11 protein-coding genes, 1 tRNA gene and 1 other RNA gene are annotated in these 16,328 nt (G+C 60.7%); 6 read left to right on the top strand and 7 right to left on the bottom strand.

Going from position 1 to position 16,328, the window contains the following annotated elements; genetic code table 11:
- Positions 1 to 4: 4 nt before the first annotated feature.
- Entirely contained in the window at positions 5 to 937 is a 933-nt protein-coding gene (locus SynNOUM97013_RS00890; RefSeq protein ID WP_255442859.1) for an alpha/beta fold hydrolase, read from the bottom strand.
- Positions 938 to 1,007: 70 nt separating this feature from the next.
- Between SynNOUM97013_RS00890 and SynNOUM97013_RS00885 the strand changes: the two genes are divergently transcribed.
- Positions 1,008 to 1,316 (top strand): hypothetical protein, encoded by a 309-nt coding sequence (locus SynNOUM97013_RS00885; protein WP_186480394.1) that lies wholly within the window; start codon positions 1,008 to 1,010, stop codon positions 1,314 to 1,316.
- A gap of 3 nt (positions 1,317 to 1,319) precedes the next feature.
- Here SynNOUM97013_RS00885 and SynNOUM97013_RS00880 read toward each other — a convergent pair whose 3' ends face one another.
- On the bottom strand, positions 1,320 to 2,714 hold the full coding sequence (locus SynNOUM97013_RS00880; protein WP_186480393.1) for a cation:proton antiporter: 1,395 nt from the start codon (positions 2,712 to 2,714) through the stop codon (positions 1,320 to 1,322).
- Positions 2,715 to 2,974: 260 nt separating this feature from the next.
- On the opposite strand from SynNOUM97013_RS00880, the gene SynNOUM97013_RS00875 reads away from it, so the two are divergent.
- From SynNOUM97013_RS00875 to SynNOUM97013_RS00865, 3 genes are all read left to right on the top strand, one after another.
- Entirely contained in the window at positions 2,975 to 5,497 is a 2,523-nt protein-coding gene (locus tag SynNOUM97013_RS00875) for a glycogen/starch/alpha-glucan phosphorylase (RefSeq protein WP_186480392.1), read from the top strand.
- Positions 5,497 to 6,549 carry an acetate/propionate family kinase gene (locus SynNOUM97013_RS00870; protein ID WP_186480391.1) on the top strand — a complete coding sequence of 351 codons (1,053 nt, stop codon included), beginning with the start codon at positions 5,497 to 5,499 and terminating at the stop codon, positions 6,547 to 6,549. The genes SynNOUM97013_RS00875 and SynNOUM97013_RS00870 overlap by 1 nt, the downstream gene beginning before the upstream one ends.
- Positions 6,550 to 6,668: 119 nt before the next feature.
- A complete protein-coding gene (locus tag SynNOUM97013_RS00865; RefSeq protein ID WP_186480390.1) occupies positions 6,669 to 9,104 on the top strand; it encodes a phosphoketolase in 2,436 nt (811 codons plus the stop codon).
- Between the two features lie 97 nt (positions 9,105 to 9,201).
- Here the strand turns inward: SynNOUM97013_RS00865 and SynNOUM97013_RS00860 are convergent, their stop codons facing one another.
- The 3 genes from SynNOUM97013_RS00860 to SynNOUM97013_RS00850 all read right to left on the bottom strand — a co-directional run bounded on the left by SynNOUM97013_RS00860 (position 9,202) and on the right by SynNOUM97013_RS00850 (position 10,220).
- Entirely contained in the window at positions 9,202 to 9,657 is a 456-nt protein-coding gene (locus SynNOUM97013_RS00860) for a hypothetical protein (protein ID WP_186480389.1), read from the bottom strand.
- 37 nt (positions 9,658 to 9,694) lie between these two features.
- A complete protein-coding gene (locus SynNOUM97013_RS00855; RefSeq protein ID WP_186480388.1) occupies positions 9,695 to 10,051 on the bottom strand; it encodes a hypothetical protein in 357 nt (118 codons plus the stop codon).
- Positions 10,052 to 10,146: 95 nt separating this feature from the next.
- Positions 10,147 to 10,220, bottom strand: a tRNA-Arg gene (locus tag SynNOUM97013_RS00850).
- 22 nt (positions 10,221 to 10,242) lie between these two features.
- Here SynNOUM97013_RS00850 and rnpB point away from each other — a divergent pair.
- An RNA gene (gene rnpB / locus SynNOUM97013_RS00845) (RNase P RNA component class A) lies at positions 10,243 to 10,628 on the top strand.
- A gap of 153 nt (positions 10,629 to 10,781) precedes the next feature.
- On the opposite strand, the gene SynNOUM97013_RS00840 is transcribed toward rnpB, so the two are convergent.
- The gene (locus tag SynNOUM97013_RS00840) at positions 10,782 to 14,714 is read right to left on the bottom strand and encodes a M10 family metallopeptidase C-terminal domain-containing protein (protein WP_186480387.1); all 3,933 of its coding nucleotides are present in this window, start codon (positions 14,712 to 14,714) and stop codon (positions 10,782 to 10,784) included.
- A 99-nt stretch (positions 14,715 to 14,813) separates the two neighbouring features.
- Between SynNOUM97013_RS00840 and SynNOUM97013_RS00835 the strand changes: the two genes are divergently transcribed.
- The gene (locus SynNOUM97013_RS00835) at positions 14,814 to 15,515 is read left to right on the top strand and encodes a ribonuclease III family protein (protein WP_186480386.1); all 702 of its coding nucleotides are present in this window, start codon (positions 14,814 to 14,816) and stop codon (positions 15,513 to 15,515) included.
- Here SynNOUM97013_RS00835 and SynNOUM97013_RS00830 read toward each other — a convergent pair.
- Complete coding sequence (locus SynNOUM97013_RS00830) at positions 15,497 to 16,327, bottom strand: ion transporter (protein ID WP_186480385.1); 831 nt, start codon at positions 16,325 to 16,327, stop codon at positions 15,497 to 15,499. The two genes, SynNOUM97013_RS00835 and SynNOUM97013_RS00830, sit on opposite strands and share 19 nt — an antisense overlap.
- Position 16,328 lies beyond the last annotated feature (1 nt).

Here is a 16,328-nt window from a genome sequence, read left to right as displayed (position 1 = left end):
GAAATTACAGGGAAGGCTCCAGGTTGGATGTGTTCGGGCTGACGGGCGAGGCCTCCAGGGACTCCAGCCAGGACGCCAAGGCAGCATTCACTTGCTCAGGCACCTCGTCATGGGGACAGTGGCCAGCCTCCAGCACCACTTCCGTGGTGGCTTCCGGTGCATGACGCTGGAAGCTGGAGCGGCGCCCCGCGGCGTTGATCCATGGATCGCGGATGCCCCAAAGCAATAGCAGCGGTGCGGAGAGGCCAGCGAACAGCTCATCGAGGGGCTGCCCCCGGGGAATGTCGAACACGGTGCGGAACACGCCGAAGGCACCGGGGTCGAGCGAAGGACGTCGGATCGACTCCACCAACCAGTCGTCCACGTTGGTTTTATCGATATACACCTGATTGAGCGTGCGCCGGATCGTGGCAGGACGGCGCAGGTTCTCAAACAGAAGCCGCTGCAGCACGGGGCTTTTGAGCAGCGCAGTGCCAATGGTCCGGCGAGCGATCGCCCCCCAGCCCTCCGGCGTTGCCGACTGCTCGTCGCTGAAGGGACCTGCAGCATTGAGCAGCACAACACCAGCAGCGTGATCCCCCAGAGCCGCCCCCGCCGCCAGGGCTGCAAAGCCCCCCAGGGAGTTGCCGGCGATCACCGTGGGGCGTCCGATGCATTCGCGCACATAGGTCACCAGCTGGTCACGCCAGAGCGCTCCGCCGTAGGCCAGACCTGCGGGTTTAGCACTGCGCCCGAATCCGAGCAGATCGATGGCGTGCACCTCGTGGGTGCGTGCCAGCACGGGAATGTTGTGCCGCCAGTGATCAGTAGAGGCCCCGAAACCATGCACCAACAGCAACGCGGGACGCTGCAGATGGCCGGTCTCAGGCGTTTCGCAGAGCCCATGCACCGCATGACCTTGGAACTGCCACCAGGACTGCTGAGCCTCGCTCACCACAACTGCTGCTTGGGGGCGCGATGCTAGGCAGCTCAACCTCCTTTCGCCCTGCCGGGCCACCAGCGCTGCGATGTTCGATGAGACCCCAGGCCTGCTGCTGCAGGGAGCGACACTCAGCGGTGGGTTGTTCTGGGCCATTGCCCTGTATCTGCCGCTGAGTGCACCACTCGGCCGCTTTGAAGCCAGCCTCGAGAGTGGACCGCTGAACGAAACCTGGCGTCAGATCGCCCTGGTGATCAGCAGCCTGCTGCTGGCCCTAGCGGTGGGATTGGTGATTCAGCTGCTGCTGGGCTGGGCCCTCGGCCCCGGTTGGGCATCGAGCCTGGCACTGATCACCATCGGCTGGAGCCTGTTTCTCACCCTGGCCCAGAAGCGGTAAGCCTCAGAGCAGACCCACCGGGTTGGCGGCCACCTCGTCATCCACCTTGTCGCCGTCGTCGGGCTTATCGCCACCGATCACCAGACGCAGCAGCACCGGCGCCAAGAAGGTGGTGCCGATCACCATCAGCAGAATCGCCGCCTCGAGTGACGGCGACAACAGTTGGGCGCTGGTGCCCAGACCCAGGAAGATCAGGCCCACTTCACCGCGGGGCATCATTCCCAGCCCCACCACCAGGCGACGGGTTTTTTCCTTGCTGACAAAGGCCCAGCCAGCAGCGATCTTGCCGATGATCGCCACCACCAACAGGAAGCCAGCCACGATCAACGCCGAGCCACTCGAAGGATCGGAGGGATTGATCACCGACAGATCCATGCCGGCACCCACCAGCACGAAGAAAATCGTGGCGAACAGGGTCACGATCGGCAGCACCGCCTGCTGAATGGCGTGGTTGTGCTTGGAACTGCTGAGGATCAGACCAGCAGCGAAGGCACCCAGAGCCGCCTCCAGACCAATGGCGGTGGCGGTGAAGCAGCTCAGCGCCAGGAGCACGAAAGAGGCCACCAGCACTTCCCCGGGGGCCTTGAACTTGTCGATCAGCCAGTCGAAAGCCGGTGCTGCGGTGCGGCTCAAGCCGATGGCCGCCACCACGAACACGGCCGCAGCAGCCACCAGCTTCACAATCGGAGCGATGTCCAGGGAACCGCCGGACGCGAGGGACACCACCACCGCCAGGATCACGATGCCAAGAATGTCGTCGAGCACGGCTGCGCCGATCACAATCTGGCCTTCGCGGGTTTTGAGGTAGCCCAGCTCACTGAACACACTGGCGGTGATACCGATGCTTGTCGCGGTCATCGACGCACCCGCGAAGATCGCCGGGATCGCATCCACGTGGAAGAGAGCCATCAAGCCCCAGGTGCCCAGCGCGAAGGGCAGCACCACACCCGCGACAGCGACGGTGAAGGCCTGAGCGCCCACGGCGACGAGTTCCTCCAACTCCGTCTCCAGACCGACGAGGAACAACAAGGCGTAGAGGCCGAGTTGAGCGACGGCTTCCAGCGAGGGAAAACTCTCGTTGTAGATCTCGGCAACGGAGTCGGGAGGGATGCTCACCAGTCCACTCACCAAGGTCACGAAGCCCTCGCTGAGCTGCGCATGGGTGTCCGGGGGCACCAGCAGGTGCAGGCCTGAGGCACCGATAATCACGCCCGCCAACAGTTCCCCAAGAATCGTGGGCAGCTGGAGCCGCACCAACACCTCAGCCAGCGCCCGGGCCGCCACGAAGATCAACACGAAACGAGCCACCCCGATCAGGGTTTCCGCCATCTCGAAATCGTGGGCCGAAATCTCAGCCAGCAACGGCGTGAGTAGCGGCGGCATCGCGGCAGCGAGCATTACAAACTTCGGGTCCTCTCGCGGGACCTTATCGGCAAACGGGTTCCCGCACTGCTCACCAGGACGCTTCGGACAGCGCCTCGCGCCACCGCTGGAGCCTTTGTTTTGAATCGATGGCGACAGACGGTTCAGACCTCGATGTGATGGCTACGTTCCGGGTATTCCTTCCAGTTCAGGACTGGTCGGTCTGACCGGAAACCCACAAGGAGTGCTCCGGATTGCCCAATCCGAGCCAACCTCAAACCATCTCCAGGAACGCGATGAGCACCTCCGAGCCCCTCGACCTGCGTTTGCCCACCCCCGGGTGCTCTATCGACCCGGAACGCGCAGGCCTCGATGCCGATGCCGTGTTCGACGGCATGACGGAGCACCTGTTCTTCACATTGGGCAAATTGGCGTCTTCCGCCAGTCGTCATGACCTGTACATGGCGCTCAGTTATGCGGTGCGCGACCGGCTGATGACCCGCTTTCTGGCCAGCCGGGAAGCCATCAGGGCCCGACCGCAGAAAACCGTGGCCTACCTGTCGGCGGAATTTCTGATCGGTCCTCAGCTGGCCAACAACCTGCTGAATCTGGGGATTCAAGAGGAAGCCGAAGAAGCGCTGAAGCGTTTTGGCATTGAGTCGCTGCAGCAGATCCTGGAAGTGGAAGAAGAGCCGGGCCTGGGCAACGGCGGCCTCGGTCGCCTGGCGGCTTGTTACATGGAATCGCTGGCGAGCTTGGAGGTCCCGGCCACCGGCTACGGCATCCGCTACGAGTTCGGCATCTTCGATCAGCTGATCCGCGACGGCTGGCAGGTGGAGGTCACCGACAAGTGGCTGAAAGGCGGATGGCCCTGGGAACTGCCCCAGCCCGACCAGGCCTGCTTCGTGGGCTTCGGCGGCCGGACCGAGAGCTACATCGACGACAAGGGCAACTACCGCTCGCGCTGGATCCCCTCGGAACACGCGATCGGCGTACCCCATGACGTCCCGGTGCTCGGCTATCGCGTCAACACCTGCGACCGGCTGCGCCTGTGGCGCGCCGATGCCACCGAGAGCTTCGACTTCTACGCCTTCAACATCGGCGACTACTACGGCGCCGTGGAGGAGAAGGTGGGCAGCGAGACCCTCTCCAAGGTGCTGTACCCCAATGACGGCACCGATGAAGGCCGACGCCTGCGCCTCAAGCAGCAGCACTTCTTCGTGAGCTGCTCCTTGCAGGACATGCTGCGCAGCCTCGATGAGCGCGGCCTGTCGGTGGAGGACTTCCCCCTGCACTGGACCGTGCAGTTGAACGACACCCACCCCGCCATCGCCGTGGCGGAACTGATGCGTCTGCTGATCGACGACCGGCACCTGGAGTGGGAGAAGGCCTGGGACATCACCAGCCGCTCGGTGGCTTACACCAACCACACCCTGCTGCCGGAAGCGCTAGAGAAATGGGACCTGAAGCTGTTCAGCAGCCTGCTGCCCCGCCACCTGGAACTGATCTACGAGATCAACCGTCGCTTCCTGCAGCAGGTGCGACTGCGCTACCCCGGCAATGACGCCATCCAGCGCAAGCTTTCGATCATTGATGAAGATGGCGGCAAAGCAGTGCGCATGGCCCACCTGGCCACCATCGGCGCCCACCACGTGAACGGCGTGGCAGCGCTGCACTCCGACCTGGTGAAACAGCAGTTGATGCCGGAGTTCGCGGAACTTTGGCCCGAGAAATTCACCAACGTCACCAACGGCGTCACCCCCCGCCGCTGGGTGGCCCTGTCCAACCCCGAACTGGCCACCCTGCTGGATGAGCACGTGGGTCCGGGCTGGATCACCAACATGGACCAGCTCCGCGGCCTGGAGGAGCGTCAGCACGACAACGGCTTCCTGGAGCACTGGGGCAACACCAAGCTGTCGGTGAAGCGCAAGCTGTCCAGCTACATCCACCGCAACACCGGTGTGCTGGTGGATCCCTCCAGCCTGTTCGACGTGCAGGTGAAGCGGATTCACGAATACAAGCGCCAGCACCTAAATGCCCTGCAGGTGATTACCCAGTACCTGCGGATCAAGAACGGCAAGGCCGATGGCCTGGCACCGCGCACGGTGATTTTCGGGGGCAAGGCCGCGCCTGGCTACTACATGGCCAAACTGATCATCCGCTTCCTCAACGGCATCGCTGAAACGGTGAACGCCGATCCCGACATGGACGGGCGACTGCGGGTGGTGTTCCTGCCGGACTACAACGTGAAGCTGGGCGAGCAGGTGTATCCGGCGTCGGATCTCTCCGAGCAGATCTCCACCGCGGGCAAGGAAGCCTCCGGCACCGGCAACATGAAATTCGCCATGAACGGTGCGCTCACGATCGGCACCCTCGATGGCGCCAACGTGGAGATCCGCGAGCGGGTGGGTGCCGAGAACTTCTTCCTGTTCGGCAAGACCGTGGAAGAGATCGCGGCCCTCAAACAGGGCGGCTACCGGCCATGGGAGCTGATCACAGCGATGCCGGAGCTGGCGGAAGCGATCCGGCTCATTGAAATGGGGCATTTCAGCAACGGCGACGGCGAACTGTTCAGGCCTCTGCTCGACAACCTCACCGGCAACGATCCCTTCTTCGTGATGGCTGACTTCGCCGACTACGTGCGTGCACAGGATGCGGTGAGCCGCGCCTGGACCGATCGCATGCACTGGAACCGCATGAGCCTGCTGAACGTGGCCCGCACCGGCTTCTTCTCCTCCGACCGCTCGATCCGCGACTACTGCCGCGACATCTGGGACGTGGCGCCGATGCCCGTGGAGATCACCTGCGACGTGCGCTGATGGGCGACCTCTGCCTGGTGATCAACCTGGGCAGTTCCAGCCTCAAAGCGGCCCTGGTGGATTCCACCGGGGCTTTTGTTTGGCATGAGGGACGCAGCCTGTCCAAGGAGGACGTGCTGGAGACAGTGCTCGACAGCTGGCTGATGCCGGCGATCGCGCCCCACCAGCAGCGGCTGGAGCGCATCGGTCATCGGGTGGTCCATGGAGGCGAACGGTTCACGGCGCCGACGTTGATCACAGCCGAGGTGGAACGCCGCCTCACCGAACTGATCCCTCTGGCCCCTCTGCACAACCCACCGGCCTTGAAAGGCCTCGCCTGGGCACGCCTACGGACCCCGGAATGCCCCCAGTGGGCCTGCTTCGACACGGCCTTCCACAGCAGCCTGCCGGCAGCCGCCAGCACCTATGCCATCCCCCAAGCCTTAACGGCCAAGGGATTCCGGCGCTTCGGGTTTCACGGGATCAACCACCAGCATGTGGCCGAAACCGTGGCATCCCAGTGGCAGCAACAGGGCCGAGACCCCAAAAATCTGCGCCTGATCAGTGCGCACCTGGGGGCCGGAGCCTCCCTGGCGGCGATCAAAGGCGGAATTTGCATCGACACCACCATGGGCTTCACCCCCCTGGAGGGGCTGGTGATGGCCACCCGCTCCGGTTCCGTCGATCCCGGCCTGCTGCTGGCACTGATGCGCCAGGGGTTTGACGCGGACACCCTCGACAACATCCTGCAGAAAGAGTCCGGACTGAAAGGGCTTTCGGGACTGAGCGGCGACATGCGGGACCTCCGGACTGCAGCTGCAAGCGGTCACAGGGAGGCGATCCAGGCCCTGGACGTGTTCCGTCACCGCCTGATCCAATCACTCGGGGCCATGGCCGCCAGCCTGCGCGGGGTGGATGTGCTGGCCCTCACTGGCGGGATCGGCGAGCACGACCGGCATCTGCAGGAAGAACTCCAGCAGGCCCTGCACTGGTGGGGAGACATTGAGATCGTCGTTGTGCCGGCTGATGAGGAAGGCATGATTGCGCGCTTGTGCCGTCGGCAAACCGGGTAGTGCGGTGGCGCGGTCAGGTTCAGCCGCGATGGCTACGGTCCAAACAACCCGAGAAGGCCGGCTGGCAGCGCTGCCAGCGCCTGACGGTGATGTGTCGTTCCGTCGCACGCTGAACACCCATGACCACTGCCCCCCACCGCACCACAACGGCGCTGATGCCGGTGACCACACCGAGCGACGAGGAGTTGCATCTGCTGGACGCCTACTGGCGCACGGCCAACTACCTGGCCGTGGGGATGATTTACCTGCAGGACAACCCGCTGTTGAGAGAGCCGCTCCAGCCTGAGCACATCAAAAACAGGCTGCTAGGGCACTGGGGCTCAAGCCCTGGCCAGGCCTTCATCTGGACCCATGCCAACCGGCTGATCAACAAATACGACCTGGACATGATCTACATGTCCGGCCCTGGTCACGGTGCTCCGGGAGCCCGCGGTCCGGTGTACATCGACGGCAGCTACAGCGAGCGCTATCCCGACAAATCCCTGGATGCCGATGGACTCAAGAAGTTCTTCAAGATGTTCTCCTTCCCCGGTCACATCGGCAGCCACTGCACCGCCGAAATGCCTGGCTCGATCCATGAGGGCGGCGAACTCGGGTACGTGCTCTCCCATGCCTGTGGCTCCATCCTCGACAATCCCGAGCTGATCACCGTTGCCTGCGTGGGCGATGGCGAAGCGGAAACCGGTCCTCTGGCCACCAGCTGGCACATCAACAAGTTCATCAACCCGATCCGCGACGGAGCCGTTCTGCCGATCTTGCACCTGAACGGCTACAAGATCGCCAACCCCACGATCCTCAGCCGGATCGATCACGAGGAGCTGGAGAACCTGTTCAAGGGATACGGCTGGACGCCGATCTTTGTGGAGGGATCCGATCCGCACACGATGCACCGAGAGATGGCGGTGGCTTTCGAGCAAGCCGTGCTCGACATCAAAGCCGTGCAGGAGCAGGCCCGCAGCAGCGGGGAAGCCTTCCGCCCTCGCTGGCCGATGATCGTGCTGCGCTCCCCCAAAGGCTGGACCGGACCCGACGAGATCGACGGCAAAAAACTGGAGAACTTCTGGCGTTCGCACCAGGTTCCTGTCGCAGATGTGAAGACCAACGAGAGCCACCTGCGGCTGCTCGAAGACTGGATGAAGAGCTACCGCCCCTGGGAGCTGTTCGACGAGAACGGCGCTGTGCAGGAGCACATCCGAGCCCTCGCACCCAAGGGGAAGCGGCGCATGGGCAGCAACCCCCACACCAACGGCGGCACGCTGCGGCGAGACCTGCTCTTCCCCGCCATTGAGAACTACGCCGTTGACGTGCAGAGCCCCGGGATTATCGAAGTGGAGAACACCTATCCCCTTGGGGAGGTGATCCGCGATCTGATCCGAGAGAACCCTGGCGGCTACCGGCTCTTCGGGCCCGATGAAACCCACTCCAACCGGCTGCAGGCGGTCTACGAGACCACCAAAAAAGTGTGGATGGCCAATTTTCTTCCCGAAGATCTCAACGGCAGCGAGCTCTCCCGCGATGGCTCAGTGATCGAGATGCTCTCGGAGCACACCCTCGTCGGAATGATGGAGGGCTATCTGCTCACCGGACGCAACGCCTTCTTCCACACCTACGAAGCCTTCGCCCACGTGATCAGCTCGATGTACAACCAGCACTGCAAATGGCTGGAGCACTGCGAGGAGATTCCCTGGCGCGCACCCATCGGTCCCTGGAACTGCCTGATCTCCTCCACCGTCTGGCGGCAGGACCACAACGGCTTCACCCACCAGGATCCCGGCTTCATGGACTTGGCGGGTAACAAGAAAGGATCGATCACCCGGGTGTATCTGCCGGCCGATGCCAACAGCCTGCTCGCCGTTGCCGAACAGGCCTTAATAGAGACCAACGTCTCCAACATCATCGTTTCCGACAAGCAGAAGCACTTGCAATACCTGACTCTGGAGCAGGCCCGTCGCCATGTGGCGAAAGGCATCGGCATCTGGGACTGGGCCTGCAATGACGACTGCGGCACCGACCTGGATGAACCGGATGTGGTGCTGGCCTCCGCCGGTGACATTCCCACCAAGGAATGCCTGGCGGCGATCGAAATCCTCAGGGAGCAAATCCCCCAGCTGAAAGTGCGCTACGTGAACGTGGTGAAGCTGTTCTCGCTAGCGCCTGCAGGCGAGCACCCCCATGGTCTGAAGGAGAAGGACTTCACCAGCCTGTTCACACCCAACAAGCCGGTGATCTTCAATTTCCACGGTTACCCGTGGCTGATTCACCGACTCACCTACAGCCGAACCAACCATGCCAACTTCCACGTTCGCGGTTACAAGGAAAACGGCAACATCAACACGCCGCTGGAACTGGCCATCAGCAACCAGATCGACCGGTTCAACCTGGTGATTGATGTGATCAACCGGGTGGAGAGCCTCGGCTCCCGCGCCGCTCACATCAAGGAGCGGATGAAGGACGAAATCCACAAGCACCGCGAGTACGCCCACACCCACGGCACGGACTCTCCGGACATCAACAACTGGCGCTGGACGCACGGCCACGGGATGCCCCGCAGCTGAACAGTTCAGAGACTGAATCACCGCAGCAGCCATAACAAAGCCCTGGTGGCATCCACCGGGGCTTTTTGGATGACTTTGATGAATTTGTCTAGAACGCTCAGCTGCGATCAGGCAGATCGGGGGTCTGATGTAGCAGACGGTTCAAGCGCAGGCGATCAGCGTTGAGAGGATCGGGTGCCAGCTCGCCAGCAAGCTCGCGAAATTTCTGCTCGATGTCTTCCGGCACCCGCACGTCAAAGATGCGTTCCATCAGCGCTTCGATGGAAAACAGGTGTGCGTTGATGTTTTCCAGATCGGCCATGGCCTGCTGAATGGCATCCGCCGGTTCATCCACACCACCGCCAGGAGTGGCATGCACCTGACCTTCAGCGGCACGAGGACCATGCTGCTTCTGCAGATCCTCCAGCACCCGGCCCGACAAAGTCCGGAAGGATTGGAGCGCAGCCCAACTCAACTCCTGCTGCTGCCGCAGAGTTGGGTTCTCACGGATCAGCCGATCGTGCTCCCGATAGAAGCGTTGACAGTCAGGACACTGACAAGGCTCTTCTGGCACCGGCAACCCGTAGCTCAGCTCCCATCATGACATCCGATCAGGCGGCGAGCGGAGGCTCGGGGGAAATCCCCCCATCGCCATTGCCACCCTCATTGTTGCGATCGTCGTCTTCGCTGTCGGTGACTGCAGGAAGGGGAATTTCAATGGACGTGACCACTTGGATCACATCGCGGAGGCGCATGGAATCAGCGAACCAGCCCATCGCCTGTTCAGTGTCACCGCGGCGCTCAGCGTCACTGGCCTGGTCTTCGTGCGCTTCGGCCAAGAGGGCCAACCAGCAAAGGCATCGGGCCTGAACGACGGAGAGGTCAAGTTCGGCGGGCTGGGAGTCAGCGATGCGCTCGCTTTCCTGCTGAACAAGAAGGCGTAACCGGAGATCGTGAAGCTGGGTCATGGCGCCGGTTTCACTACAGCAACGCTAGCGAGAGCGTGGCGCCTGACCACCCCACTAAATGTAGTAGTGGATACCGGCTAACGTCTTGGTTGGTACGGGGCTGGCGGGACTCGAACCCACGACCTACGGTTTAGGAAACCGTCGCTCTATCCAGCTGAGCTACAGCCCCTTTAAACGTCATTATGGGGTTTGAAAGTAGGCGAGGTGATCGCGATCGCATGCCGTCTTCGTGTCGGCGTCGGTTGAGGAAAGTCCGGGCTCCCCGATGGCCAGGCTTGCTGGGTAACGCCCAGTGCGGGTGACCGTGAGGAGAGTGCCACAGAAACACACCGCCGATGGCCGGTTTGCCGGCACAGGCAAGGGTGCAAGGGTGCGGTAAGAGCGCACCAGCAGCATCGAGAGGTGCTGGCTCGGTAAACCCCGGCCGGGAGCAAGGCCCAGGAACGACGGTTGGCCATCTGCCCCGTTCCGCCTTTGTGAGCCGCTCGAGGCCACCGGTAACGGTGGTCCCAGATAGATGATCACCCCCCTCCCTCGGGAGGGAGAACAGAACCCGGCTTATGTCCTGCTTTCAACCCTTTAAAAACAAATGACTGATACACGAAAACAAGCATTGGAACCGCTTCACTAAGAAGCCATAAGAAAGTCGATTTCCTTACGAATTTGCACAGTGACTGTGTAAAGGGAAGACACTGCCAGACGAAAGAGTCGGGCAAGGCAAATGATTGAGTCAAACGAAAGCCACTTGCGAGGGGTCGAAAACGCCCAAAAGCAACAACATTTGATCGCCACCAGCTCCATAGGACAAACCCCGATCCGTCTGGATGAAACCACCTCCAGCAATGCCGCGAATCACATCTTCTCCGATTGTGTAGTCCTGCACTTGCGCGATTCCTGCACCAGCAATGGCATGGAACGTATCCGCACCCTTATCACCCCACACCAATCCAGCACTGACGAGAAGTTGATCGTTGTGTGCGCCTCCCCGATAGACCATGCCATCGACAGCGCCGATGACGACATCCGTGCCGTTATTGCCATTCACCCAAGATCCAGCACCTGAACTGAAGACCTCAATCCTGTCGTTATCACCACCTCCGAGATAGCGACCATGCCCACCTCTCAAAACGATGTGATCCTCGCCATTATTGCCATTGGCAAAATTATTCTCACCGCCAACAACTTCGAGGAAATCATTTCCACCTAACATTCCAATATTAATCGCTGACTGACCAAGCAAAGTTTCCGCGCCATTCGATAAATATTGGCGTCCATTGACGACAGTATTTTCAATGGATTGCACAGAGCTGGCCGCGCCACTGGCAACAGGACTCAGTCCTCCACCAGCAGCACCGCCAGAACCTCCTCCCCCACCGGAGCCGCCACCACCCCCGGCACCACCGCCTCCGCCGGAACTTCCCCCACCGCCACTAGCAGAGCCGCCACCTGAACTGGTGGAGCTTCCTCCGCCACCCAAACCGCTGGCTTCTATTTCATCCACATCCTGCACACTCACCGTGAGTGTCTGATCAGCTGTATTCCCTGCCGCGTCCGTGGCACGAACCTTCACCACATAGCTGTTATTTCCATCAGCATCCTGCGGCGACTCATAATCCGGAGCGCTAGAAAACGCCAACGCACCACTCGAACTATTAAGACTGAACAGCGCCTGATCTGCTCCTCCAGAAATCGACCAGGTCACGCTTTCATTCGCTGTCAATGTCGTCACCGACGTGCTGTTTTCATCCACAGACACCGCAGACGTGGCATCACCGGCACTACCTGATGGGCCTGCAATCAAAGGCGCATCCTCATCCACATCCTGCACACTCACCGTGAGTGTCTGATCAGCTGTATTCCCTGCCGCGTCCGTGGCACGAACCTTCACCACATAGCTGTTATTTCCATCAGCATCCTGCGGCGACTCATAATCCGGAGCGCTAGAAAACGCCAACGCACCACTCGAACTATTAAGACTGAACAGCGCCTGATCTGCTCCTCCAGAAATCGACCAGGTCACGCTTTCATCCGCTGTCAATGTCGTCACCGACGTGCTGTTTTCATCCACAGACACCACAGACGTGGCATCACCGGCACTGCCTGATGGGCCTGCAATCAAAGGCGCTGCCTCATCCACATCCTGCACACTCACCGTGAGTGTCTGATCAGCTGTATTCCCTGCCGCGTCCGTGGCACGAACCTTCACCACATAGCTGTTATTTCCATCAGCATCCTGCGGCGACTCATAATCCGGAGCGCTAGAAAACGCCAACGCACCACTCGAACTATTAAGACTGAACAGCGCCTGATCTGCTCCTCCAGAAATCGACCAGGTCACGCTTTCATTCGCTGTCAATGTCGTCACCGACGTGCTGTTTTCATCCACAGACACCGCAGACGTGGCATCACCGGCACTGCCTGATGGGCCTGCAATCAAAGGCGCATCCTCATCCACATCCTGCACACTCACCGTGAGTATCTGATCAGCTGTATTCCCTGCCGCGTCCGTGGCACGGACCTTCACCACATAGCTGTTATTTCCATCAGCATCCTGCGGCGACTCGTAATCCGGAGCACTAGAAAATGCCAACGCACCACTCGAACTATTAAGACTGAACAGCGCCTGATCTGCTCCTCCAGAAATCGACCAGGTCACGCTTTCATCCGCTGTCAATGTCGTCACCGACGTGCTGTTTTCATCCACAGACACCACAGACGTGGCATCACCGGCACTGCCTGATGGGCCTGCAATCAAAGGCGCTGCCTCATCCACATCCTGCACACTCACCGTGAGTGTCTGATCAGCTGTATTCCCTGCCGCGTCCGTGGCACGAACCTTCACCACATAGCTGTTATTTCCATCAGCATCCTGCGGCGACTCATAATCCGGAGCGCTAGAAAACGCCAACGCACCACTCGAACTATTAAGACTGAACAGCGCCTGATCTGCTCCTCCAGAAATCGACCAGGTCACGCTTTCATTCGCTGTCAATGTCGTCACCGACGTGCTGTTTTCATCCACAGACACCGCAGACGTGGCATCACCGGCACTACCTGATGGGCCACTCAGCGTGGGAGCGGTGGTGTCCACCAACCCCAGCAAGGACGACCAACCAAGGGTTTCGCCGTTGAAATCCACAAACTCAATGTTGGTGAGTGTGTCAGTGCCATCGGGACTGCCGTTACGCAGGTCCCGAAGCACGAGACTGCTGCCTGAGAGGGTGAGCAGGTAATCACTGAGGTCGCCGCTCACCAACAGGGTGTCCGTCCCAAGGCCACCATCGAAGCTGTTGTCTTGACTGTTGCCGCGAAAGCTATCGGCGCCAGAACCGCCAATGGCCGTTTCAATCAGCGTTCCAGGAGCGAAGGTGAGGTTGCCGGTTTTGCCACCGATATTGGAGGCATACACATTGGTAGCCGACGCATCAGATGGCCGAAGATCAATCAGCTGCGTGGCTGAAAAACCACTGAAATCCAGCGTGTCGCTACCACCTCCATCCACCACAGTGAAGGCGGTCGTGGGAATCCAATCCTTGAGCTGATTGAACACCTGACTGGTGCTGGCCGTGATGGTGGTGTTGAAGCCGAAGGTGGTGTCTCCCAGGAAGGCATTGCTGATGCCGTAGCCCTGTGGCCCATAGAGATCGTCCAATGCAATCCAATCCACCACCATCGGGGTGCTCAGATAAGCAAAACTGGCATCGATCGATGTATTCGACGATTGATCGAAATACGACATCATCGAGGCCTGCCACGAATCGTTCGTGAAATCAGCATCTGTGGCATAACTGCCCGTGCCGTTGTAGAGGCCTTGATGCCCTAAACCGAGGCCGTGGCCTATCTCATGCAGAACTGTTTGAAAGGCGTAATCGCCGAAAACTTCACTGCTGTAAAACCAGCTTGACGCAACGTTAATCCAAGAATAATTGATGGCACTGCCTGAAAGATCGGATGTAGCAAAGGCGCCAGAGCGGTTATCACTAAAATCGAAATCTGCGTCTAAAGCACTTGTTTCCTGAAAATCAATTCCAAGAGTGGCCTCAAAAATCTTGAAGGCCTCATCCACCATATTGGCGCGACCAGATGACAGGCCATTGGCATCGAACCAATTTCCACTGGTGTTGTATGTCAGCTCACCAGATTTGGCATACGTTCCTGACTCCGACAGATTGAAATTGCGGTTCGTCGTATTCGAATCAGTCCAAAATTGCGTTTCTAGATAATCCGCCAGTTGATCGAGGGTTCCCAACGAGGCAGCCGCCAACGCATTCGCGCCCGATCCCTGTTGCGACTGTGAACTTCCGCCACTACATGCGGCGCAACCACAACCAGCCGAATGCAACACGCGCTCAACAGGATCAGGCTGGCCCGGCTCCGCAAGCACGGCCTCGGGCAGAACCTGCTCAACAGCAGCATGGTCTGCCAATGCACTCGGCCCTGCCTCCACTGGCGAGGCCTGATCGGGTGCACTATCAACAGGCTTCAGGTCCACAGCGCCGGAAACCTCAGCCGGCTGGGAAGACTCGATCTGCTCCAGCTCAAACTCCGCTGTACTGACAGCGACCAGATCAGCGCTGACCGAACTGGCAAGAACCTCTGCACCCTCTGGTGCGATCGCGTCAACCTGAGTCAGATCGCTGCCAATCGCAGGCTCGAGGGTCATGCAAGCGAAGTGCTCTCAGTCACTCCATAGATAACTCTCAGATGTGACTCAGTTATGAATAAGCATCAAACCAACAGAAACAGCTCAGATCCAGCCGGCATGCCTCCATCCCCCGAACCGGTTGCGACGCTTTGGCAAGAGCTGGCTCTGAAACCCAACGCGTTGGACGCTGCGCAGCAGGCATGGCTGCAGGAGGCCGTCACCCACACCTCCAGCGGACTGAATCCCCACCACGAGCAGCTGGAGTTCTTAGGGGATGCGGTGCTGCGGCTTACCGCCAGCGAATTCATTGCCGCCCTCTACCCAGCGATGCCTGTAGGTGACCGCTCCAGCCTCAGGGCCCAGCTGGTCAGTGATCGCTGGCTGGCGGAGCTGGGCGCCAGCCTGGAGATCGACCGCTGGTGGCGCATCGGCCCCAAGGCCAGCGGCGACAACACAGCGGCCGCCACCATCCGCGCCGAGCTGAGCGAAGCGCTGATAGGTGCGGTATATCGCATTGCTGGCACCGATGCGGTACAGCAATGGCTGACGCCCCACTGGAGCCGCAGCGCTGAAGCAGTGCTGGCGGATCCCCACCGCGGCAACAGCAAATCTGCCCTGCAGGAGTGGAGCCAGGGGAAAAGCCTTGGCCTGCCGACCTACAGCAGCCAAGAGATCAGCCAGCAGCACGGCGACCCGCGCCGCTTCCACTGCACGGTGACCCTGCCGCCCGACCTCAAGGCTGAAGGCTGGGGCGGTTCCCGCCGAGAAGCCGAACAAAAGGCGGCCCGCACCGCCCTTGCTCAGCTGACAGGCGACTGAGGCAAGGCCGGCAAGGGCGCTCCACACTGATCGCAGTGCAGCGCCCCGCGGCGGTGTTCCTGGTGGCCGCACTGGCTGCAGACGCGCAGCCGATCCTGACGGGCTTGCTGGATCGATTCCACGGTGACGATGCCGGTGGGGATGGCGATGATCCCGAAACCCAGCAGCATCACCACCGCTGCCAGTAACTGCCCCTGCACCGTCTGGGGCACGAAGTCGCCGTAACCCACGGTGGTCATCGTGACGATCGCCCAGTAGACCCCTTGCCCCACGGTCTGGAACTGGGTGTCGGGGTGGCTGCTTTCAAAGGCCACCATCAGATAGCCCAGCACCACCTGAGCCATCACCACAAAGAACAGGAACACGCCGATGCGGCGGGCGCTGGCCCGCAAGGCTCTGCCGAGCATCTGGGCTTCATCCATGAAGCGCAACAGCTTGAACACGCGCAGCACCCGGCCGAACTTGAAGATCCAGAGGATCAGGCCGCTGTTGATCTGGGGCACAAAGAAGAACAGCACCGCCGAGAGGTCGATCAGACCAAAGAAGCTGCGCGCGTAGGCCAGCGGCTTCGGGGACACCCACAAATGCAGCAGGTAGTCGGCCATGAACACCAGCAGGCAGGCCCTCTCCAGCTCCCCCACCCAAAGGGGGATCTCACCGGGTGCTGCAACCCGCATCGGATGCGGTTCCACCAGCAGGCCGACCACGCTGAGCAGGATCGTCCCAAAGATCACCAGGTTGTAGACCCGCCCGGCTGGGGTGCCGGACTCCAGCACCACGCGCCGGAGCTGCAGGCGCAGGGATTCCGCCATG

Source organism: Synechococcus sp. NOUM97013 (assembly GCF_014279815.1).
Taxonomy (GTDB): domain Bacteria; phylum Cyanobacteriota; class Cyanobacteriia; order PCC-6307; family Cyanobiaceae; genus Synechococcus_C.
Note: the sequence above shows the minus strand (reverse complement) of the source record. Positions and strands in the feature narration are given on the sequence as shown.

Bases quoted from the DNA above. Each gene is read 5' to 3' on its own strand.
- SynNOUM97013_RS00885 (WP_186480394.1), top strand. From the start codon at position 1,008: ATGTTCGATGAGACCCCAGGCCTGCTGCTGCAGGGAGCGACACTCAGC.
- SynNOUM97013_RS00880 (WP_186480393.1), bottom strand. From the start codon at position 2,714: ATGCTCGCTGCCGCGATGCCGCCGCTACTCACGCCGTTGCTGGCTGAG.
- SynNOUM97013_RS00875 (WP_186480392.1), top strand. From the start codon at position 2,975: ATGAGCACCTCCGAGCCCCTCGACCTGCGTTTGCCCACCCCCGGGTGC.
- SynNOUM97013_RS00870 (WP_186480391.1), top strand. From the start codon at position 5,497: ATGGGCGACCTCTGCCTGGTGATCAACCTGGGCAGTTCCAGCCTCAAA.
- SynNOUM97013_RS00865 (WP_186480390.1), top strand. From the start codon at position 6,669: ATGACCACTGCCCCCCACCGCACCACAACGGCGCTGATGCCGGTGACC.
- SynNOUM97013_RS00855 (WP_186480388.1), bottom strand. From the start codon at position 10,051: ATGACCCAGCTTCACGATCTCCGGTTACGCCTTCTTGTTCAGCAGGAA.
- SynNOUM97013_RS00840 (WP_186480387.1), bottom strand. From the start codon at position 14,714: ATGACCCTCGAGCCTGCGATTGGCAGCGATCTGACTCAGGTTGACGCG.
- SynNOUM97013_RS00835 (WP_186480386.1), top strand. From the start codon at position 14,814: ATGCCTCCATCCCCCGAACCGGTTGCGACGCTTTGGCAAGAGCTGGCT.
- SynNOUM97013_RS00830 (WP_186480385.1), bottom strand. From the start codon at position 16,327: ATGGCGGAATCCCTGCGCCTGCAGCTCCGGCGCGTGGTGCTGGAGTCC.